Genomic DNA, 21,140 nt, shown 5'->3' on the forward strand with positions numbered 1-21,140 from the left:
AAGTGAGCTTTACAAATATAAAAATATAATTTATAATCACAAGTAACTTCAATAGATAAAATCGATGAGCAAGAAGAGTACGTATATTTGATGCGTTCAGAGAGCTGGGGTTAGGTGGGAGCCCGGTACGATAAAATATACAGAATGGGCTTGCGAGAGGTATGTTGAACATTGTAGTAGGCAACCCGGGTTCCGCCGTTAAAAGGATAGAGTATCGGAATTATTCCTGTACTTGAACAAGTGGGATTTATCAATCCAATTGAGGTGGTACCACGGTATTTATATTACATATATCGTCCTCTACATGCATATTTGCGTGTAGGGGACTTTTTTATTTTCTAAAGGAGGTGTGCGAGTATGAAATGAAAGTGTATAATTAACAAAAGTTTAAATATTCAGAAAAGGAGAATTTATGATGAAAGAAACACAGCAATGGACGTCGAAAATAGGCTTTGTACTCGCAGCAGCCGGAGCCGCAGTAGGTCTTGGTGCGATATGGAAATTTCCATATGTTGCAGGTAATGGCGGGGGAGGCGCATTCTTCCTTGTATTTTTACTATTAACTTTATTTATAGGTATGCCTCTTTTAATAGCGGAGTTTGTTATTGGACGTAGCACGCAAAAAGAGGCGGTTACAGCTTATAAAGTACTAGTGCCAAATAGCAAAGTATATCCTTGGATTGGTCGTATGGGAGTTGTTACTTGTTTTAGTGTACTATCTTTTTATAGTGTTGTAGGTGGATGGATTTTACTTTATTTATATTATAGTGTGACAGGAAGTTTCTGGAATAGAGCAGCTGATTATGGACAATTGTTCGGTGAAACGATTTCAAATCCGTTAAGTGCGATTGGAGCACAATTTATCTTTATGCTTTGTACAATTTTTGTCGTAAGTAAAGGTGTAGAGAAAGGTATAGAAAAGGCAAGTAAGTACATGATGCCGCTATTATTTATTTTATTTATTGCGATTATTGTTCGTGCGTTAACACTCGATGGTGCTTTTGCTGGAGTAGAGTTCTTCTTAAAGCCAGATTTTTCAAAGCTTACAGCAGATACGATTTTATACGCGATGGGACAATCTTTCTTCTCACTAACAGTAGGTGCCTCAGTAATGGTCACGTATAGTTCGTATTTAAAGAAAGAGGAACATTTAGCGAAATCAGCAACATCTATTGTGAGTTTAACTGTTTTTGTTACAGTACTTGCAGGATTAGCAATTTTCCCAGCGATTTTCGCATTAGGAGTAAAACCAACTGAAGGACCAGGATTACTGTTTATCGTCCTTCCAGCAGTATTTGCAAAAATACCATTTGGTCAATTTTTCTTTATTATGTTTTTAATTTTATTCTTCTTTGCGACTTTAACATCAGCAATTTCAATGCTTGAAATTGTAGTAGCATCTGTTGCGAAAGGTAATGAGAAGAAGCGTCCGTCAGCATCATTATTAATCGGTATTCTTATTTTTGCAGTCGGTATTCCATCAGCTTTATCATTTGGGATTATGAGTGACGTGAAAATATTCGGGAAAACATTCTTTGATTTAGTTGACTTTTCGGTAAGTAACGTATTGCTACCGTTAGGAGTACTAGCTATTTCATTATTTGTACCAAATAAAATGAGTAAAGAGTTATTGATGAAAGAATTAGAAGTGACGGAAACGAAGGGGAAAACGTTATTTAACATTTGGTTCTTCTTACTTCGTTATGTTATTCCGGTAACTGTAATAATTGTATTTTTAAATGCGATAGGTGTATTTAAAATGTTTGCATAAAAAAAGGCGGGGATCTCCCGTCTTTTTTTATGTGGATGTTGATGAGTGTAATAAACGATTATATGCTTTATAGGCTGTAGTGACTGCAAGGAATGAACCGATTAAAAATAATACTGAGCCGCCAAATGTAAATATCCGGCCAATATACGTCTCTCTAGCTTCTTCTATTTTTTGTTGTAATTGCGTATTCATATTGATCACCCCGTAAACTATAGGCATTTAGTTATAGTCTATGTAGAATGCCTATATTGTGTGAAGTGTAAATAAAAAACCTCGGTAGGCACCGAGGTTTTTTATAATCCGATATAAGGAGATGGGTCAACTGCGTTTGTCTTGCCGACATTCCATTCTCCAAGATGAAGTTCGAAGTGTAAATGTTGTCCGTATGATTGGCCCGTGTTCCCCATAAATCCAAGCTGATCGCCTTGTTTTACAGTTTGTCCATTCGATACAGAACGGCTATTCATATGAGCATATACTGTCGTATATGTTTTTCCGTTTATACGGTGAGATAAATACACTACGTTTCCGTAACTAGATGATAATTCTGAACGAATAACAACGCCATCTGCAGCGGCGATAATTGGAACCGTTCCCGAAGCAGCGATGTCAATTCCTTTATGGTTATCTAAAGAACGTACACCAAATCCGGAAGTTTTTGATCCAGCTGCTGGTTTGATAAAGCCACCGATGTTTGTATCATGTGGTGTTGGAGCTGCTTGAGTTGCTTGAGCAGATTTAGTAGCTTGTTGTTTGCGGGCCTCTTCTGCCTGGCGGGCTTCTTCCGCTTTACGAGCTTCTTCGGCCCGTTTTTCTTCTTCAATTGCTTTTTGCACAGCTTGACGTTGATTTTCTAAAATGCCTTTGGATTCTTCTAATCCTTCAATCTCTGAATCTACTTTTGCTACTTTCGTATGTAGATCGTTAATAAGAGTTTGTTGCTGTTGTTGGTTATTTTGTAATTCTTGCTGTTTTTGTTCTAGTTTTTGCTCAGATTCTTTCAGTTGTTGTTCTTTTTTCTCAACAGCCTCTTTTTCTGTAGTTACAGCATTTTGATCAGATGTTTGTTTTTTTACAATATCTGTATCGTTGTTTAATATTAAACTTACGGAGTACATATTATCAACAAGATCGGCAATATTTGAAGAATTTGTTAGTACCTCTGTAATGATATTTGTACGAGGTTTTTCTTGCATAGATTGTAATCGTTGTTTAATAACTTCCTGACGTGTATCTATGTTTGTTTGTAATTGTTCTATATGTTTCTTTTTGTCAGCAATTACTTGTTGAGTTTTGCTAATTTCTTTTTTTGTATCGTTTAATTCAGCTTCGTTTTTATTAATAGAAGTAGTTAATTCATCAATTTTCTTCTGTAATTCTTGAATTTCTTTTTCTATTTGTTCTTTCTCGACTGATTTATTTTGTAAGTCACTTTGTTTGCCTTCTAATTCAGATTGAATGTTAGATAATTTATCTTGATTTGTTTCAGCGTATACGGGTGAAAGTAACGGGGAAGCAAAAATCGTTCCTGCTGCTAAAACACTAAACGCTGCAAATTTCTTTTTCATAGTTGTCTGACTCCTTTCTCTATGAATGTTATATATCATAAGAAGAAGAGTGTCTATCGTTGTAATCATAATGTAAAGAAAACTTTATAAAATTGCTAAGTTTTGTCGGAATTTATCATTTTTCAACTGTAATTGTCATAGTACATACATTTTATTCATATGTGTAACAAAGGTATATTTTGGAATTAATCTGTAAAATGAAGAAGGAAAGTAATCGTTTTTATGAGGTGAAATATTACTTGGAAAGCTAATAAAACACTAGTGAGGAATCGTTCTCATGTTAGGTTTTCTGACATGGGTCTGCTTTTTGTCAAGAAAATTATTTGTGTTCGGGCAAAGTTATTTTGTTGTCAGATTTAAATTTTTGATTTATGATTTTTAACAGGGACAAAATGTAGTGAATTGTCGAATAATATGTAATACTCTTAATTTCTTAGTTTTATAGAGATAGAATGAGAGATAGAGTGACACATCGAAGAGGGGGTTACAACAAATATGAAAAGAATAGGACTTGCATGGCAAATATTAATAGGGCTTGCGCTTGGTATTGCGGTTGGGGCGATTTTCTTTGATAATCCAGCTGTTGTGAAGTACTTACAACCAATTGGTGATATTTTCATCCGATTAATTAAAATGATCGTTGTACCGATTGTTGTAGCAAGTATTGTTGTTGGGGTTGCTGGTGTTGGTGATGTTAAAAAACTAGGTCGACTAGGCGGAAAAACAATTCTTTACTTTGAAATTATTACAACAATTGCAATTATTGTTGGTCTATTAATAGCGAATATTTTCCAACCAGGAAAAGGCGTAAATATGGAGCAGTTAACAAAGACAGATATTTCGAAATATACACATACGACAGAGCAAGTACAAAGTCATTCATTTGCAGATACGTTTGTAAATATTGTTCCAACGAACATTATGAAGTCATTGGCTGACGGAGATATGCTTGCTATTATCTTCTTCTCTGTACTATTTGGTTTAGGTGTAGCAGCAATTGGTGAAAGAGGAAGACCAGTTCTTCAATTTTTCCAAGGTGTAGCTGACGCAATGTTTTACGTAACAAACCAAGTTATGAAATTTGCACCATTTGGTGTGTTTGCACTAATTGGTGTTACAGTTTCTACATTTGGTCTTGCTTCATTAATTCCATTAGGGAAATTACTAATTGTCGTATATGGGGCAATGATCTTCTTCGTCGTAGTTGTCTTAGGACTTACAGCGAAAATATTTGGAATCAACATTTTCCAATTCTTTAAGATTTTAAAAGACGAGCTGATCTTAGCGTATTCTACAGCAAGCTCAGAAACAGTTTTACCAAAAATCATGGAGAAAATGGAGAAATTCGGTTGTCCGAAAGCAATTACATCTTTCGTTATTCCGACAGGTTATTCATTTAACTTAGATGGATCAACTTTATATCAAGCAATTGCGGCTATTTTCTTAGCGCAAATGTACGGTATTGATTTATCTATTACACAACAAATTACATTATTGCTTGTATTAATGGTTACATCAAAAGGTATCGCAGGTGTACCGGGCGTATCATTCGTTGTATTATTAGCGACACTTGGTACAGTAGGTATTCCACCTGAAGGCTTAGCGTTCATTGCTGGTATTGACCGTATTTTAGATATGGCTCGTACAGCAGTTAACGTTGTAGGAAACTCTTTAGCAGCTGTAGTTATGTCTAAGTGGGAAGGTCAATATGACGCTGAAAAAGGACAAGCTTATTTAAAAGAGATTTCTGAAAAGGGTCAAGCGGCTTAATTATAATATGAACAAGCTCTCACATAATATGTGGGAGCTTTTCTGTATATAGAAGAGGAGCAGACATAATGAAACGAAAATATGGTGACGGTTCTTCGTGGAAGAGACTAATAGAAAAGAGTTATACGGTTAAGCAAGTGGGAGAGGGAATGCTCGGAATACTGGATATAAAAAAGGTGAGAGAGCCTAGTTGTAAAGAATATGATGGTGAAGAACTTTGTATTGCAGCGGATCAGTATACGTGGATTCAATATTTCATAGACGGGAAAAACTTTGCGATTACCGCTATGTTAGATGATCAGAAAAAATTAGTGCAATATTATATAGATGTGGCGAAAGAATATAAAATAGACGATCGTGGTTTACCGTATTTTGATGATTTATATTTAGATGTAGTATTATTACCTAGCGGTAAGGTGTATGTATTAGATGAAGAGGAGCTAGAGTATGCTTATAAAAGTGGCGATGTCACGAAGGAAGAGTATGAGTTGGCTTGGTGTACTACGAAATGGATATTAGCAACAATAAATAATAGTAAATTTTATTGGATTTCAATATTGAAAGAAGAAATAGAAAAGTTGAAATGATTGTTGTATTCAAATTTTTGTATAATTACCAAAAAAATCTATACAAAAAATAATTGACTTTTGTTTTGTAAGCGAGTAAAGTTAGGGAAGAAATTATTATTAAAAAATAAATATGAAACCTTCTTATAAAGAGAGGCGGAGGGACTGGCCCTACGATGCCTCGGCAGCGGACTCGATTTCAGAGTGCTGTGCCAAATCCAGCAAGCGTGTGCTTGAAAGATGAGAAGAGTGTTTCTTATAGATGTATAAGACCTCTTCTCATCGGAAGAGGTCTTTTGTTATTCATTAGAAAAAGGTTGAAACTAGGGAGAGATGGTACTTTGAAAGAAACGAGAGAAAATGGTTTAGCTTTATTACCACTTGGGATATTTTTGGCGCTATTTATTGGTTCTGGAATTATTACAGGTGATTTCTATAAATTGCCGATACTTGTAGCGATTTCAATTGCTGTAGGAGTCGCTTTAGTGATGAATCGTAAAGAAAGTTTTAATGTGAAAGTAGAGCGGTTCGCTAAAGGTGCAGGAAATCCGGATATTATGATTATGGTATTAATTTTTGTGCTTGCAGGTGCATTTTCTGAAACTGCTAAAGGAATGGGCGGAGTAGACTCAACTGTTAATTTAGCGTTAACTATTTTACCGCCAGGATTTATCGTAGCTGGAATCTTTGTTATTGGTGCATTTATTTCATTAGCGATGGGAACTTCAATGGGAACAATTGCAGCATTAGCGCCGATTGCTGTAGGTATTAGTGGTCAAACTGATATCTCAATTGCGCTTGCAATGGCTACTGTTGTTGGCGGAGCGATGTTTGGTGATAATTTATCATTTATTTCAGATACAACAATTGCAGCTGTTCGTTCACAAGGAACAGAAATGAAAGATAAGTTTAAAACGAACTTTTTAATTGTGTTACCAGCGGCTATTATTACAATTGTACTATTAGTAATAGTTACTTCAGGAAGTGACACGCACATTAAAGCACATAACTTTGATTGGATAAAGATTTTACCGTACGCAGGAGTACTTATTACAGCGCTACTTGGCTGGAATGTACTTATTGTATTAACTGGTGGAACTGTACTATCTGGTGTTATCGGTCTTATAGATGGAAGTTACACGTTAGAAAGTTTCTTTAAAAGTGTAACGACTGGAATGGGCGGTATGATGGAGTTAGTATTACTTGCTATATTAATTGGCGGTATGGTTGAATTAATCCAATATAATGGTGGTATTCAATATTTAATGAATGTATTAACACGTAATATTCGTTCGAAAAAAGGAGCGGAATTTGGTATTGCTGGTTTAGTGAGTATGACGAATATGTGTACAGCGAATAATACGATTTCAATTATCTTTACAGGCCCTCTTGCAAAAAATATTGCAGATCAATATGAAATAGACCCTCGTAAATCAGCGAGTGTATTAGATCTTTTCTCATGTTGTGTGCAAGGATTAATTCCGTACGGTGCCCAAATGTTAACGGCAGCAGGATTTGCAGCGTTATCTCCGGTTGAATTGTTGCCATATGCATTTTATCCAATGTTAGTTGGAGTATGTGGGATTGTTTCTATTTTAATTGGGTTTCCAAGGTTTTCGAAAGTAGCTGAGAAAAAAGAGTATCATAAAACAGCTTAATTTAATATGAATGTTAGTAATTAAAAAACGTGCAGAGAATAGATTCTGCGCGTTTTTTTGCGTAAAGGGCTGAATATGACTCGGTCTTAAGTCTGAGTTAAAAACGGTTCTTAAGCTCGTTATGGGAAGATGAAAAATTAGTTAAGATAAGAGTATCAAATCGAAGGGAGGCAAGCACAAGATGAAACAATTTCTAGCGTTTATCGCAGCCGGTATTTTGGCTTTAATTGCTCTTGGTAGTCTTGCTGGTATTGTAGGATTCGCAATCGGAGCAGGAGTTGTATATTGGAGCTATAAATCATTTGTGCGAGCTAAATCATTTTTTGGAAAGTTAGCTTGGGGTATTGTTGGTTTAATCGGTTTATCCATTGCACTTTCTCATTCGCCAGCATTAATCGGTATCGCTGCTTTAGTGGTTTTATACTACGGATACCGTGAGTGGAAAAAAGAAAAAGATGTAGTTGTTGAATCTGCTCCAGAAAGTTCTAAACCATATAGCAACTTTGAAGATGAGTGGAACAAATTAATGAAAAACTAAAACAATAAATCAAATTATAAATAAAGTAGAAGAGAGGAAGATTTATAATGAAACAATCTTTATTCGGACGTGTACGCGATGCAATTTTAGCTGATTTTCATAACGTGTTAGATGAGAAGGAAAGAAAAAATCCAATTGCGATGTTAAACCAATATTTACGTGATAGTGAGCGTGAAATAACAAAAATTGAGAAGTTAATTGGGCGTCATAAAACATTAAAATCTAATTTTGCTCGTGAGCTTGAGCAAGCACGTTATTTCGTTAATAAAAGATCAAAGCAATCTATCATTGCTCAAGAAGCAGGCGAATTACAATTGCACGAACGTGCGTTAGAAGAGGTAGCTTATTATGAAGGGCAAGTAACTCGATTAGAAGAAATGTATGCAGGTGTTGTAGAGCAAATTGATGAGTTAGAGCGTCGTCTTTCTGAAATGAAAAATAAATTAAAAGAAATGCACGCAAAGCGTATGGAACTAATGGCACGTGAAAATATGGCACATGCAAATCGTCGTATGAATACTGCGATGCATAAAATGGATGAAAATAATCCGTTCTTACGATTTGAAGAGATTGAAGATCATATTCGTGACTTAGAAACTCGTATGAATGAAGAGCATGAGCGTGACACGTTTGATATGAAAATTGCAAAACTTGAGCGTGAAATGAAAGAAAAGAATGATGTATCGTTAACGAAAGAGTTAACAAAATAATAGTAGTATATTATAAAACAGGCTTATGATATAGTGATAGGAGAAAAGGTGTTGGAAAGCAATGCCTTTTCTTCTATGTATATGTGACAAGAAGGGGGGGAGCTGAAATGAAGAAACATTTTTCAAAGACACAATTAATGGGGATGCTCCTCATCATATTTGGATTCGGTCTTTTTCTTGATATGATACTTGGACATTTTGAACCAGGTGGTCTCATTTTTGCATTTATTATGCTTATGTTTGGAAGGCATTATCGTAAAAAGAATCGTCATGTACGGGGAAATGTATTTTTATTTGTTGGTGGTATCGTATTTTTATTCTTCTTATTTTCATCAGCAGCATTTGTTCTTGTCGTATTTGCTTGTTTAGCTTTAATAGGTTATCAACTGATTCAACAAGGACATCAGCAAAAAGCAATGAAGGTTGAAATTAAAGAAAAAGGGATTATAGACGAAGAGAAGCAAATATATCGTACAGAACCATATTTAAAAAATATGTTTGTAGGCAATGTACGAATGATGGATCATATTTATGAACTTGAGGATATTAATGTTCAATATGGTGCCTGTGATGTGGAAATAGATTTAACGACTGCTATGATTCCAGAAGGAGAAACGGTAATTGTTATTCGAGGTGTCGTTGGTAATATTCGTTTATATGTGCCATATGATATTGAACTTTCTTTAAATCATTCTGTTATTGTCGGACGTGTGCTCTTGCCAGGTCATGAAGAGACAGGGTTTAACCGCAATGTTATATTTAGAACAGAGCAGTATAAAGAGGCTCCTCGTCGTATTAAAATTATTTCTTCGCTTGTCGTAGGCGACACGGAAGTGAGGAAAGTATAATGAAGAAACAAAAAAATATTTCGTGGATGTATATTCGTTATTCTATGTTGTCCTCTGTTAGTATCGCACTCATTTGTACAATTGTATATGTATGGAAAAGCGAGCAACAAGTGTATGATTTATTATGGAAGGAATCCATCGCTTCTGTTCCAATTGGCTTGTTTATTATGACTACAAGTTTACTTATCGGGGGAATTGTAGGATATGCAATCGGTTACTATATAGAGCAGCGTATACAAGGATTAAATACGTTTCTATTTGAAGTAGAGCGAGGGAATTTTCCGAGCGATGTTTCGTTTACTGCAGATGATGAATTTCATGAAGTGGAACGAAAAGTAATCGTTCTGGCTCGTCGATTAGAGGAGCAAGCTGGACTCTTTCAAAAAGTAACGAATGAACGAGCTCATTGGAATGAAGAGATGAGACAAGAAGCGATTTCCCAAGAAAGGCATCGATTGGCGAGGGAGCTGCATGATTCAGTAAGTCAGCAGCTTTTCGCAATGTCGATGATGATGTCAGCGATTAATGAACAAATAACTGAATTTCCAGATGTGACAAAAAAACAATTGCAACTTGTTGAAAATATGGTTGTAAATGCTCAATCAGAAATGAGAGCATTGCTCCTTCATTTACGTCCTGTACAATTGGAAGGTAAGAAACTGACAGAAGGTATAGAGGAATTATTAACGGAATTATCGCGAAAACAACATATGAAAATTGAATGGCTTATTGAGCCAATAGAATTAAAAAAAGGTGTAGAAGATCATTTATTCCGTATTGTGCAAGAAGCGCTATCAAACACGTTGCGACACGCGAAGGCAAAGAAAACAGAAGTGCGCCTTCGAAAAATTGATCAATATGCGATTTTAAAAATCATTGATGACGGCGTTGGGTTTGAAGTAGGGGTTAATAAGGCTGGTTCATATGGCCTAAGATCGATGCAAGAGCGTGTTCATGAAATTGGTGGGACACTCAAGGTACTTAGTTTCCCAGCAAAAGGTACACAAATAGAAGTAAAAGTACCGATTATGATTGAGAGAGGGGGAGAAGTATGATAAAAGTATTGCTTGTCGATGATCATGAAATGGTTCGTATGGGTGTATCGGCATATTTATCTACACAGCCAGATATTGAAGTAGTAGGAGAAGCTGAAAATGGAAGAAAAGGATCAGAATTAGCATTGCAATTAAGACCGGATATTATTTTAATGGACCTTGTTATGGATGAGATGGATGGTGTCGAAGCAACACGTGCTATTATCCAAGAATGGCCAGAAGCAAAAATTGTAGTTGTAACAAGCTTTTTAGATGACGAAAAATTGTATCCTGTTATTGAGGCTGGGGCGACCAGTTACTTATTAAAAACATCAAGGGCAAGTGATATTGCTGATGCTGTACGAGCTACTTATGATGGAGAAACAGTATTAGAGCCAAAAGTTACCGGGAAAATGATGTCCCGTATGCGTCAAAAGAAAGAGCAACCTTTGCATGATGATTTAACGGAAAGAGAGTTTGAGATTTTGTTATTAATTGCAGAGGGGAAAAGTAATCAAGAGATTGCGGACGAGTTATTTATTGCACTGAAAACGGTAAAGACACATGTGAGTAATATATTAAATAAATTGAATGTAAGTGATCGTACTCAGGCGGTTATTTATGCATTTAGGCATCAATTAACGAAGTGATAAAGTGAAACTTTAATCAGTGGGAGGGATTCATCCCCCACTGATTATCAGCTCTCACCAATCGGGTTTTTACGGGCAGTTAATGCGGGATAAAGTGAAGCTTTAATTGGCGGGGAATTCCTCGCTAATTATTGGCTAGATACAATATAGATTTGGCGTTAAAACAATTGAATGTTTTTATTGACGATAAATAATGTAAGCGTTATCATTGAGGTGTTAACAGTACATATAAAAGGGAGAATGTATATGTTAGTTCAAACTATATTCGGAATGGATAAGTCTAAAAAATTAGGGGATTATGTGAACGCATTACAAGCGCTTTGTGAACAATATAATGTTGAAACAGATAAAATTGCGATTATTGAGGCAACAGAGGAATACTATTTATTTTTAGTAAAGCAAGAAGAGCACTATGATGTTGTCAAGGTAGAAACAGTTGATACGAATATTGAATATTATACGAAAGCTTATAAAATAAGCAGTTTTAATCATACTGCGTATCAAATGTAAAAAAACTCCCTTTTGGGAGTTTTTTTAGGAGGCTTTTACTTCGTGAGAGTCGGTTACTAATGGAACTTTTTTCGTACCGCTTAGCTTAGCCATTGCAAGACCAATAAGAGCTCCTACTAATGCTGGTATTAGCCAGCCGATTCCTTCATTATATAAAGGGATAAATTCAAAATATGGTGTGATAAATGAAACTGAAATACCACCTTGTTTTAATCCATCAAATACGCTTACTACAGCTGCTCCGATTAAAGCACCTACATAAACAGAGCGATATCCACCGAAGTATTTATGAAGCAATGATAGTAGTACGAGTACAATTGCAATTGGATACACAACAAGCAGAATTGGAACAGAGATTGCGATAATTTTCGTTAAACCTAAGTTGGCAACTAGTAATCCTAATGCGCAAATGATACTCGCGAACGTTTTGTATGAAAATGTAGTCAATAATGTTGAAAAATATTGGCTGCACGCAGAGACGAGTCCAACGCATGTCGTTAAACAAGCGAGTGTAACGATAAGAGATAATAGGAGCAAACCATATGGACCGAATAATTGTTGTACGATAACAGTAAGTAGCTGTCCGCCATTTTTTGCATATCCGAGCGAGACGCTAGTTGCCCCAAGCCAGCCGAGTGCACCGTATACAAGTACGAGCCCTGTAGCGGCAATAAGCCCTGCTTTTGCTGTGGCGATGGCAATGGACTTACGATCATTCACACCTTTAGAGCGAATTGCATTTACAACGATAATTCCGAATGCAAGTGCTGAAATGGTGTCCATTGTTAAGTAGCCTTCCATAAAGCCTTTGAAGATTGGAGAAGTTTGAAACTCTTGCATTGCTGGTCCTGATTGTCCAAGTGGTGTAAATACACTTTTAACAAACAATAAGAAAATAGAGAGTAATAAAATAGGTGTTAATACATTTCCAATACGATCAACAAGTTTAGATGGATTCAAACTCAGCCAAAATACGATAGTAAAGAAGATGATTGTATATACAAATAGTACTAGGCTGCTAGAGCGGATTGTTTCTGGCAAGAAAGAACTAACACCCATTTCATAAGCGACATTTGCAACACGTGGGATGCCCATGGATGGACCGATGGCAATGTATACAACCACTGTAAAGAAAATTCCGAATAATGGATGAACATGACTTGCAAGTTGTTGCATTCCATTTCCTGATAGAGAAATTGCGATAACAGTAAGTAGTGGTAAGCCAACTCCTGTTAGTAAAAATCCAATCATTGCTGGCCAAAAGTTTTCACCTGCGTTTTGCCCAAGCATGGGAGGGAAAATTAAATTACCTGCCCCAAAAAATAAAGAAAATAGCATAAGACCCGTGAAAAAAATATGTTTTTTTGATACAGTGTTCATTGTTTTTCCTCCTTTTTCATTCATTTGTAAGAACACAAAAAACTCGTCCCTAAAGAAAGGGACGAGTTATATTTACCCGCGATACCACCCTAATTTACACATGTAGAAATTAATCTATATGTATACGGCTTTGCAACGTACAACATGATACGTGTTCCTTGTAACGGGGGACGGCCGGTAAGAACTTACTGTAACATTCGGTTCTACTTCTCGGAGATGATTTTCGGTTACGCACTGAACGTTGGCTTTCAGCAAATCGCCAACTCTCTGGGGAACAGTTCTATAACGTACTCGTTCTCGTCAATGAATTTTTATTCAAGTATTCTGACAGTATTGTTGCATGTTTTTTTTAGAAAGTCAATATGTTTTTGGAAAGATATATTTATATACGGAAATATCGAAAGTGATATTCGTTGTTGTAAAGGTAATGATGAATTGTAAATTTTATAGAGAAAATTGATATTTATAGGAGTGAAGAAGGGATTGTTTGAATTTATAGAGAATAATACAACAATCCACTTGCTGGAAAGAACAAACCAAAAGAGGTGACTGAAATGCTTGCGATGGGAGTATTATTTGGCATTATTGCTATAATTGGTTTTATGTGGTTATATTATTCGCGTTCGTTTAAACAAGCAGAAGTTTTACTCTTTCAAAAAGGTAGTTTGTTGACAAATCAGTCTAGATATTTAGTATGTCCGAAGTGTGGAAGTGCACAGGCCAGAAGTGGAGGATATCAAGAGTGTTGCAAAATTAGATTATGAAAGAAAGGAAGCCTCACAATATTTTGTGAGGCTTCCTTCCTTACAACTTCATCGCGCTCCAAATTGTCCATCGATCTCTTTCAATAATAGGAGAGACGTTTTGTAATGCGGTCTGTATATGTTGTAGAAGTTGAGAAAGTTCATCATCTGTTAACTCATATAGAATGGATCGACCTGTTCGAGGAGATAAATCTTGCAATAATGCTTCTACAGAATCATGTATTTTTCGTATTTCCCATTGTGTTTGTGTGGGAAGTACATGAAGAGAATGTTTTTGCAATTCAGTCTGTATAGTGTTGGTTTTTGGACGTCTTTTTGACTCTATTTCAATAAGTTTTGGAAATAGAGAGAAAAAATATCCGCGAATGTGTTCGGGACTTCCTGGAATTGTACAATCTTCAATTGTTCGATCTTGTAAAATAAGTACACCGTTTTTATTTAATATACGAGAAGCTTCACGTAAAAATGTAGGAATGTCTTGTAAATGATGAATAACTGCACGTGAAATAACTATGTCGAATGTTTCATTAGGGTATGGGATATTATGTGCATCACCGTGGATGAATGAAATGTTTGAAAAGTTGTTACAATTTTCTTTTGCAGCTTGTAATATTTCTTTTGAAAAATCAAGTCCCACAACATTATTGGCTCCCATAAGAGCGAGTTCTTTCGTATAAATCCCACCACCACAGCCGATATCAATTATTTGCTTGTTTTGTATTTCTGTAATGTTTTTTACCATTTCAGCCCAAGAAATATGAGCGTTTCTTGTTGCATATGTGTACTTATTATTTTCATCATGAAAATTAATGGACATGATAAAGACCTCCTTTCAATGATTAGTATAGCGTATTTAATAGGATGTCACGTTTTTGTTTTATGTATGAAGATTATAAGGATTTCTTATCGTAAGAGGAGGATTAATTTGAAAGGGAAATATGTATTGGTGTTGTTGTTTGTTATGTTACTAGCAGCTTGTGGTCAAGTTGAGCCGAAAAAAGAAACAAAAAAAGTAGAAGAGACGGTGAATGAAGTGAAAGAAACAATAGGGGTAACCGTTATACAAAAAAAATATAAAGAGAAAAAGTTGCAGGAATCAGAAGCGAAGTTAGTAATAGACATTTTGAATAAAGCTGAGAAACAAGAAATAACAGGAAGCTTCGGTGAACCTGAATATGAAATACAAATTAGTAGAGATGGGAAAAAAGAAACTTATTATGCATGGTTAAGGGGAGAAGATAGACGAGGATGGGTGCAATATAAGAAAGCTATGTATATGTTGAATGAAAAAGATACGGAAAAGCTTTTGGATATATTTCCAAATGTCTCAGAACAAAAAGAAGATGAGATGCAGGTAAGCCCTTTAACGGAAGTAACAAAAAAAGATTTGCAGATTACCGCGTTTCATATTAAAACAGGCGATCAAAACGTGAATTATACGGTACGGTATACGATTTCACAATCACTATACAATAAGTTAGTGAAGGAGCAAGAATATTATTTACAACTCAATTTTCCAGAAAAAGTTCAAAAATTAATTGGAGCAAAAGAGAGTGAAATGACTTTAGGTGAAAAAGTAAAGGAAGGGTATAAGCAATATGAATTACATGCTACTGTTCCGATAAAAAGCGCTTCAGAATCACAATTAAAATCATTAGAAACATATTACGAAAGTTATGATTTGAAAATATTAAACAGTAAAAAAGAAAAAATAGGTGTGTTTCAAAATATAATTCAGATTGTTAAAGATTATGGTAAAAAAATGAATTTTCAAAGATAAAGTAAGACTTTAATTAGCCCTTACGGATTGGAATGAATATAAACTCGTCAAATCTATATGACTTTTCCTAGGAAATGATAATAGAGAGGGGAAAGCACCCCTCTCTATTACTTTGCTTTTGCAGATGGCTCATTCATTGATTTTCGTGTAATAAGAAAAGAAATCATAAGAGCGGAAAGGATGACAAGGGCAATAAATACGTGATTGGGCAACAAATCTAATAATAATACGTAACTAACGGTATAAAAAATAAGAGTTGAAGCTAAAAACGATAGAGCACCTATTATAAGAGATTGTAAATTCATTTTTGTGCACCTCCTTTTATTTATATTTTTGGCTGAAAATGGATTATATAAACATTATTTCTAACAATAGAAAAAAATATGTCATAATAGAGAAAAGAACAAGCTTTAATGAATGAATATGATTCATTAATGAGAGATAAAGGAGAGGAATATGAAAAATAATAAAAAAGGATTATGGGGAATTATTGTTGCGATAGGTCTATTTTTACTGTCTAAGTTAAAGTGGGTATTTGCAATTTTTAAATTAGCAAAGTTTTCAACGGTATTTAGTATGTTTCTATCGCTTGGCGCATACGCAGTTCTATATGGTTGGAAATTTGGAGTGGCGCTCATTTATTTGTTGTTTGTTCATGAAATGGGCCATTTATGGGCTGCGAAAAGAAAGGGGATCCCAACATCGCCAGCAATCTTTATTCCATTTATGGGGGCCCTTATTGGAATGAAAGAGATGCCGAAAAATGCGAAAGATGAAGCTTACATTGCCTATATGGGTCCGTTTTTCGGACTTCTGTCATTTTTACCAGCGATACCGCTTTATATAATGACGAAAGAGCCATTTTGGGCGCTTGTTATTTTGCTTGGAAGTATGATTAATTTCTTTAATTTAATTCCCGTTTCGCCGCTAGATGGTGGGCGAATTATTTCAGTTGTCAGTACTAAAATTTGGGGAGCAGGCCTTATTTTATTACTTGGCTATTCAATTTACTTTAAAAGTATTTTGGGAGGATTTATTGTTATTATCGGTTGTATGGAGCTATATAGAGTAATAAAGAGAGATGAGCCGATTAAGGAATTAGGGCATAAAATTGATGGGATGAAAGAATATGTTACTAGGCTTGAAGAGGAATTAAAAGAAACGGGTGCTGTACATCGGACTATATACGTGATGCATCATGAGATGAATGCATTAAGACAAAGAGAACGGGAAAAAGAGTTACAAATAGGTGAACTTCAAAAAATGGAAGTGTTAGAGTATCTTTTACCGAAGTTCGAACCGTTAGATTATGTTCCATATGAAGATGAAAAAGATGAGTATACAATTCACATAAGGGAAGCATTTGAAGCGTCAGAAAGAAAATTAAATGAATGGAAAACAGAAAAGGAACAACAAGAAAACTATTATAAAGTGGATGCGAAAACGAAATGGACAGTATTTGCTTGTTATATCGGATTAATGGCTATACTCGGTTACACAGCTTATGAAGGATATATTGTTTTACAAGAACATTTGCCAACGAGAAATGTATAGAAAAATATTGTCGAAATGATAGGAAGAATTTATACAGGAATTATATTTCTACAAGAGAATGTTACAAGTATAGTCATACGTTGTAATATTTTTAGTAGAGAAGGAGTTCTGTATATGAAGAAATTGTTAAGTGTATTAGGTATTATTATCGTGATGATTATTGCGAGTTATAGTCTTATGAATGTGCTGTTACATTATGCGAATAAGCCTGCTGAGGTAAATACAATAGCTCAAATAGAAGATGTGCAAGAAGAGACAAAAGTGCTAGATTTTATTCGAATGACACATGAAAGCTATAATAATTTCTTAAATTACGGTAAAGCAGAGAATTATACAGATGGGGATTGGAATCAATTTAAGCAATGGTTTCAACAGCAAGAACAATCTTTAAAAAATATACATATGGAAATAAAGAATGAAAAAATAAAACGCGATGTAAATAGAAGCTATGAAATTGTAAAAAAAGGTGTGGAACTTCAAAATATTGAGTATGTAGTGTATGCCCACCGTGTATATCATGACTTGGATATCATCGTAAATAAATATAGAGGTGAAACGAATATCTGGGGGTATACGGAGTTTGGCGATGGGAAAGATATAAAAGTAATTGAACAAGCTATACAAACAAAATAATAAGCTAGCTAGAATTCTAGTTAGCTTATTTTCTTTTGTAAATATAATGTTCATATATTATTCACAAAAACACCGTGTTAATAGTGATTAAAATCACAATCTGCATTATAAGATTCAGTTAAACTAAAAATAGTTAAGGAAATAGAGGAGTGGGATACAATGTTAAGTGCAAAAACAATTGAAATCGTAAAGTCAACAGTACCATTATTACAAGAAAAAGGCGTTGAAATTACAACGAGATTTTACGAAATTTTATTTTCGGAACATCCGGAGTTATTGAATATTTTCAACCATACAAATCAGAAAAAGGGAAGACAACAACAAGCGTTAGCGAATGCTGTTTATGCAGCTGCAACGTACATTGATAATTTAGAAGCTATTATTCCAGTTGTAAAACAAATTGGTCATAAGCATAGAAGTTTAGGTATTAAAGCAGAGCATTACCCGATTGTAGGTACATGTTTACTGCGTGCCATTAAAGAGGTCGCAGGTGCACCTGATGAAGTTTTAAACGCATGGGGAGAAGCGTATGGTGTCATTGCTGATGCATTCATTAGCATTGAAGCAGAGATGTATGAAGAAGCTGCACATAAAGAAGGTGGATGGAAAGACTTCCGCAACTTTGTGATTGTTAAAAAAGTGAAGGAAAGCGATGTTATTACGTCATTTTATTTGAAACCTGAAGATGGAGGTAAAGTTTCTTCATTCATCCCAGGTCAATATGTAACGGTTCAAATCAATATTGAAGGTGAGACATATACACATAATCGTCAATACAGTTTATCCGATGCTCCTGGGAAAGAATATTATCGTATTAGTGTAAAAAAAGAAAAAGGTGTAGATACACCAGACGGTAAAGTGTCTAATTACTTACATGAACATGTAAAAGAAGGAGATGTTTTACCAGTAAGTGCACCAGCGGGAGATTTCGTGTTAAATATGGATTCAACATTACCAGTTGTACTAATTAGTGGTGGAGTAGGGATTACACCGATGATGAGTATGTTAAATACGTTAATTGAACAAGATTCAAAACGTAATGTATATTTTGTTCATGCAGCAATAAATAGTAATACACATGCAATGAAAGAAGACGTTAAGGCAGTAGAAAATGAATATGAACAAGTTAAAGCATATACTTGTTATTCTGCACCGACTGAAAAAGATTTAGAAATGAAGAACTTTGATAAAGAAGGTTTCATTGAAAGTGAATGGTTAAAAACTATTATTCCGACAACTGAAGCAGAGTTTTATTTCTGTGGTCCAGTAGCATTTATGAAGCATATAAATGCTGCACTAACTGATTTAGGTGTGAAACAAGAGCATATTCATTATGAATTTTTCGGCCCAGCAACAAGCTTACAATAAGCAAAAAAACGAGGTATTTATTTTACCTCGTTTTTTATTTGTTCTCGTAATAAACGGTTTACTGTTTCACGGCGTATACCTATCAGTTGACCAATTTCGGTTTGTGTTAATATTTCATATATAGGAATGTCACCTAAATATAGGGTGAACCATTCTTGTAAACGATGAAGACGTTCTTTCGGAGAGACGGTTGTCAATTGATCAATTCGTTGTTGCATCATTCTTAATTTAGATTGCAATTGCATAGCGATGTTAGCATACGATTCGGGATTTGCTTGAAGTCTCTCGTACCATTCACTACTAGTGATCGGTTCCACTTCTGTTTTTATTAAAGCGATAGCTGTACCGTGATATTCTTTCGGTGAAATTAAAGAATGATGAGGTATCGTTTCACCTGGAACGATAATGTTGAATAAAAATGGTGTTCCGTCTTCTTCTAGCCGAACTACTTTTAATAAGCCTGTTTTTATAAAGTATAAAGGACCGTCCTCGCCTTGACGGAATAGTACATCTCCTTTGTGTAGAATCAATGTTAGCCCCCCATTAATATGTTTCTATTTCTTCTATTTTAGCGTATATGTATATAGACAATATGCTATTTCAACAGCAATTTCATTGACGAAATGTATGCTATTACAGTAGTATACTATTTAGTGTGTAATAGTACTAGCAATGAATACGCTGTAGGGGGTTTAGTATATTGTTAGATGCGATGAGAATGACGGATATGAGAATTCCGGCGAATGCTATCATTCATGTAGAAGAGATGAAAGGTGGAGTCGTTTTATCCGTTGAAGTAGACGGCCAAATTATTTATACGATGGCTTATGATGAAGAAACAGATAGCTATGCTGAATTATATGATCGAAACGATAAGAGGGCGTGCCAAGTACATGAAGACTTCATGGGGTGGTCACTTCTTCATTAAAAAAGATGTCAATATGACATCTTTTTTTATTAAATCGATAGAATATACAAAGAAATGAAATATAAGGATAAAATTTGTAATAATTGATTTTGCATTGTTAGCACTCTGTAACTGCAAGTGAACTATTTTTTCGCTATCATAAAGATAACAGTCGCAGTTATAGGAGTGGTCAACTTGAAGAAAGTACATATTTCAAATTATATGTTATTATGTGTTTGTTTAATTTTATTTGTTCTCCTCGGAGGATTTTTATATTCATGTGTATAAGAAAAACGCATTCTAAAAAGAATACGTTATAAAAGGGAAATAATGATTAATCTAGTTCCAAGAATAATCAACGTAATACGTAATAAATTAATTACGGCGTTACCACTTAGTTTTGTATTAATGTAAGCCCCGATTTTTCCGCCAATCCATGCACCCGGAATCAGGATTAATGCATAAATCCAGCTGACATTTCCAAGTGAGATGTGAGTTGCAGAACTTACAATTGCTGATAGAAATACGATGAACATTGAAGTTGCTACTGCAATATGTGCTGGGAATGCAAAAAGAAGCATCATTGCTGGAACAAGTAAGGCACCGCCACCAATTCCAAATAATCCAGATATAAACCCAACTATAAAGGCGATAAAGATAGCAAGAAACGGTGGGAATTGGTAGTGTACAGTATTTCCATCATTATCTGTAAAAGAACGCTTAATTACAGACGTATTTGAGAGGGAAAGAGGTTTTAATTTGTCTCGAAGCATAAGTAGAATTGAGACGAATATAAGGAAAATCCCAAAGTATAAAGAAAATGTGTCTTGGTTTAAAAATTTATTTGCCCATGATCCGATAATACCACCAGGGCCGCTTCCGATAAATAAAATAAGTCCACTTTTATAATCTACTCGCTTATGCTTCATGTAAGTAAGGGTGGAAGATAGTCCTGTGAAAACGACTGTTACCATGGAAGTCCCTACTGCAAGTTGTGGTGATAAACTGTGTAATCCAATTAATAACGGAACAATAATAATTCCGCCTCCAAGCCCAACTAGGCTGCCGACTGTTCCGGCGATTAGTCCGATGAAAAGTAACATGATGTATTCCAAAATTGCCAACTCCTCT

At 35.1% G+C, this 21,140-nt stretch carries 23 protein-coding genes, 1 riboswitch and 2 other annotated features; of the genes, 16 read left to right on the forward strand and 7 right to left on the reverse strand.

Annotated elements, in window-relative coordinates; translation table 11 throughout:
* Positions 1 to 55: 55 nt before the first annotated feature.
* Positions 56 to 304, forward strand: a binding site (T-box leader).
* Between the two features lie 111 nt (positions 305 to 415).
* Positions 416 to 1,771, forward strand: a complete 1,356-nt coding sequence (locus HMPREF2590_RS16560) for a sodium-dependent transporter (RefSeq protein ID WP_000665441.1) — start codon at positions 416 to 418, stop codon at positions 1,769 to 1,771.
* Between the two features lie 27 nt (positions 1,772 to 1,798).
* On the opposite strand, the gene HMPREF2590_RS30410 is transcribed toward HMPREF2590_RS16560, so the two are convergent.
* Together HMPREF2590_RS30410 and HMPREF2590_RS16565 are read right to left on the reverse strand one after the other, a co-directional pair.
* Positions 1,799 to 1,963: a hypothetical protein gene (locus HMPREF2590_RS30410; protein WP_001096002.1), complete on the reverse strand. Its 165-nt coding sequence runs from the start codon at positions 1,961 to 1,963 to the stop codon at positions 1,799 to 1,801.
* Between the two features lie 101 nt (positions 1,964 to 2,064).
* Positions 2,065 to 3,339 (reverse strand): murein hydrolase activator EnvC family protein, encoded by a 1,275-nt coding sequence (locus HMPREF2590_RS16565; protein ID WP_000726081.1) that lies wholly within the window; start codon positions 3,337 to 3,339, stop codon positions 2,065 to 2,067.
* Between the two features lie 495 nt (positions 3,340 to 3,834).
* Here HMPREF2590_RS16565 and gltP point away from each other — a divergent pair, with 495 nt between their 5' ends.
* From gltP to HMPREF2590_RS16610, 9 genes are all read left to right on the forward strand, one after another.
* A complete protein-coding gene (gene gltP, locus HMPREF2590_RS16570) occupies positions 3,835 to 5,109 on the forward strand; it encodes a glutamate/aspartate:proton symporter GltP (RefSeq protein WP_000821130.1) in 1,275 nt (424 codons plus the stop codon).
* A 68-nt stretch (positions 5,110 to 5,177) separates the two neighbouring features.
* Complete coding sequence (locus HMPREF2590_RS16575) at positions 5,178 to 5,696, forward strand: ribonuclease FAU-1 family protein (RefSeq protein WP_000824670.1); 519 nt, start codon at positions 5,178 to 5,180, stop codon at positions 5,694 to 5,696.
* A gap of 120 nt (positions 5,697 to 5,816) precedes the next feature.
* Positions 5,817 to 5,922: riboswitch (SAM riboswitch) on the forward strand.
* Between the two features lie 94 nt (positions 5,923 to 6,016).
* A complete protein-coding gene (locus HMPREF2590_RS16580) occupies positions 6,017 to 7,333 on the forward strand; it encodes a Na+/H+ antiporter NhaC family protein (RefSeq protein ID WP_000665465.1) in 1,317 nt (438 codons plus the stop codon).
* Positions 7,334 to 7,514: 181 nt separating this feature from the next.
* Positions 7,515 to 7,871 carry a lmo0954 family membrane protein gene (locus tag HMPREF2590_RS16585; RefSeq protein ID WP_000808640.1) on the forward strand — a complete coding sequence of 119 codons (357 nt, stop codon included), beginning with the start codon at positions 7,515 to 7,517 and terminating at the stop codon, positions 7,869 to 7,871.
* 47 nt (positions 7,872 to 7,918) lie between these two features.
* A complete protein-coding gene (locus HMPREF2590_RS16590; RefSeq protein ID WP_000814135.1) occupies positions 7,919 to 8,581 on the forward strand; it encodes a PspA/IM30 family protein in 663 nt (220 codons plus the stop codon).
* Positions 8,582 to 8,688: 107 nt separating this feature from the next.
* On the forward strand, positions 8,689 to 9,429 hold the full coding sequence (gene liaF, locus HMPREF2590_RS16595; protein WP_000716086.1) for a cell wall-active antibiotics response protein LiaF: 741 nt from the start codon (positions 8,689 to 8,691) through the stop codon (positions 9,427 to 9,429).
* Positions 9,429 to 10,484, forward strand: coding sequence for a sensor histidine kinase (locus tag HMPREF2590_RS16600; protein WP_000744326.1), 1,056 nt, complete (start codon positions 9,429 to 9,431; stop codon positions 10,482 to 10,484). Before liaF ends, HMPREF2590_RS16600 begins: the two co-directional genes overlap by 1 nt.
* Positions 10,481 to 11,113 carry a response regulator gene (locus HMPREF2590_RS16605; RefSeq protein ID WP_000598707.1) on the forward strand — a complete coding sequence of 211 codons (633 nt, stop codon included), beginning with the start codon at positions 10,481 to 10,483 and terminating at the stop codon, positions 11,111 to 11,113. The genes HMPREF2590_RS16600 and HMPREF2590_RS16605 overlap by 4 nt, the downstream gene beginning before the upstream one ends.
* Before the next feature lie 171 nt (positions 11,114 to 11,284).
* Complete coding sequence (locus tag HMPREF2590_RS16610) at positions 11,285 to 11,623, forward strand: DUF3922 domain-containing protein (protein WP_002061028.1); 339 nt, start codon at positions 11,285 to 11,287, stop codon at positions 11,621 to 11,623.
* Between the two features lie 24 nt (positions 11,624 to 11,647).
* Here HMPREF2590_RS16610 and brnQ3 read toward each other — a convergent pair whose 3' ends face one another.
* A complete protein-coding gene (gene brnQ3 / locus HMPREF2590_RS16615) occupies positions 11,648 to 13,003 on the reverse strand; it encodes a branched-chain amino acid transport system II carrier protein BrnQ3 (RefSeq protein WP_001099174.1) in 1,356 nt (451 codons plus the stop codon).
* Between the two features lie 54 nt (positions 13,004 to 13,057).
* Positions 13,058 to 13,316 (reverse strand) — a binding site (T-box leader).
* Positions 13,317 to 13,557: 241 nt separating this feature from the next.
* Here brnQ3 and HMPREF2590_RS16620 point away from each other — a divergent pair.
* Positions 13,558 to 13,767, forward strand: a complete 210-nt coding sequence (locus tag HMPREF2590_RS16620) for a hypothetical protein (RefSeq protein WP_000880630.1) — start codon at positions 13,558 to 13,560, stop codon at positions 13,765 to 13,767.
* 40 nt (positions 13,768 to 13,807) lie between these two features.
* Here HMPREF2590_RS16620 and HMPREF2590_RS16625 read toward each other — a convergent pair whose 3' ends face one another.
* Positions 13,808 to 14,584 (reverse strand): class I SAM-dependent methyltransferase, encoded by a 777-nt coding sequence (locus HMPREF2590_RS16625; protein WP_000026285.1) that lies wholly within the window; start codon positions 14,582 to 14,584, stop codon positions 13,808 to 13,810.
* Positions 14,585 to 14,692: 108 nt separating this feature from the next.
* On the opposite strand from HMPREF2590_RS16625, the gene HMPREF2590_RS16630 reads away from it, so the two are divergent.
* A complete protein-coding gene (locus tag HMPREF2590_RS16630) occupies positions 14,693 to 15,547 on the forward strand; it encodes a YhfM domain-containing protein (RefSeq protein WP_000677069.1) in 855 nt (284 codons plus the stop codon).
* A 107-nt stretch (positions 15,548 to 15,654) separates the two neighbouring features.
* Here HMPREF2590_RS16630 and HMPREF2590_RS16635 read toward each other — a convergent pair whose 3' ends face one another.
* Complete coding sequence (locus tag HMPREF2590_RS16635) at positions 15,655 to 15,852, reverse strand: hypothetical protein (protein ID WP_001053356.1); 198 nt, start codon at positions 15,850 to 15,852, stop codon at positions 15,655 to 15,657.
* 151 nt (positions 15,853 to 16,003) lie between these two features.
* Between HMPREF2590_RS16635 and HMPREF2590_RS16640 the strand changes: the two genes are divergently transcribed.
* The 3 genes from HMPREF2590_RS16640 (at position 16,004) to hmpA (ending at position 19,102) form a co-directional block, all read left to right on the forward strand.
* Positions 16,004 to 17,101, forward strand: a complete 1,098-nt coding sequence (locus tag HMPREF2590_RS16640; RefSeq protein WP_000794488.1) for a site-2 protease family protein — start codon at positions 16,004 to 16,006, stop codon at positions 17,099 to 17,101.
* 114 nt (positions 17,102 to 17,215) lie between these two features.
* On the forward strand, positions 17,216 to 17,734 hold the full coding sequence (locus HMPREF2590_RS16645; protein WP_000735540.1) for a hypothetical protein: 519 nt from the start codon (positions 17,216 to 17,218) through the stop codon (positions 17,732 to 17,734).
* Between the two features lie 159 nt (positions 17,735 to 17,893).
* Positions 17,894 to 19,102 carry an NO-inducible flavohemoprotein gene (hmpA, locus tag HMPREF2590_RS16650; protein ID WP_000947320.1) on the forward strand — a complete coding sequence of 403 codons (1,209 nt, stop codon included), beginning with the start codon at positions 17,894 to 17,896 and terminating at the stop codon, positions 19,100 to 19,102.
* A 17-nt stretch (positions 19,103 to 19,119) separates the two neighbouring features.
* Here hmpA and HMPREF2590_RS16655 read toward each other — a convergent pair whose 3' ends face one another.
* A complete protein-coding gene (locus HMPREF2590_RS16655) occupies positions 19,120 to 19,632 on the reverse strand; it encodes a Crp/Fnr family transcriptional regulator (RefSeq protein ID WP_000600585.1) in 513 nt (170 codons plus the stop codon).
* Positions 19,633 to 19,802: 170 nt separating this feature from the next.
* Here HMPREF2590_RS16655 and HMPREF2590_RS16660 point away from each other — a divergent pair, with 170 nt between their 5' ends.
* Positions 19,803 to 20,030, forward strand: a complete 228-nt coding sequence (locus HMPREF2590_RS16660; protein ID WP_000883009.1) for a hypothetical protein — start codon at positions 19,803 to 19,805, stop codon at positions 20,028 to 20,030.
* Positions 20,031 to 20,323: 293 nt separating this feature from the next.
* Here HMPREF2590_RS16660 and HMPREF2590_RS16670 read toward each other — a convergent pair whose 3' ends face one another.
* Positions 20,324 to 21,124 (reverse strand): sulfite exporter TauE/SafE family protein, encoded by an 801-nt coding sequence (locus HMPREF2590_RS16670; protein ID WP_000455762.1) that lies wholly within the window; start codon positions 21,122 to 21,124, stop codon positions 20,324 to 20,326.
* Between the last annotated feature and the right edge of the window lie 16 nt (positions 21,125 to 21,140).

The organism is Bacillus sp. HMSC036E02, from assembly GCF_001836235.1.
GTDB classification, from domain to species: domain Bacteria; phylum Bacillota; class Bacilli; order Bacillales; family Bacillaceae_G; genus Bacillus_A; species Bacillus_A cereus.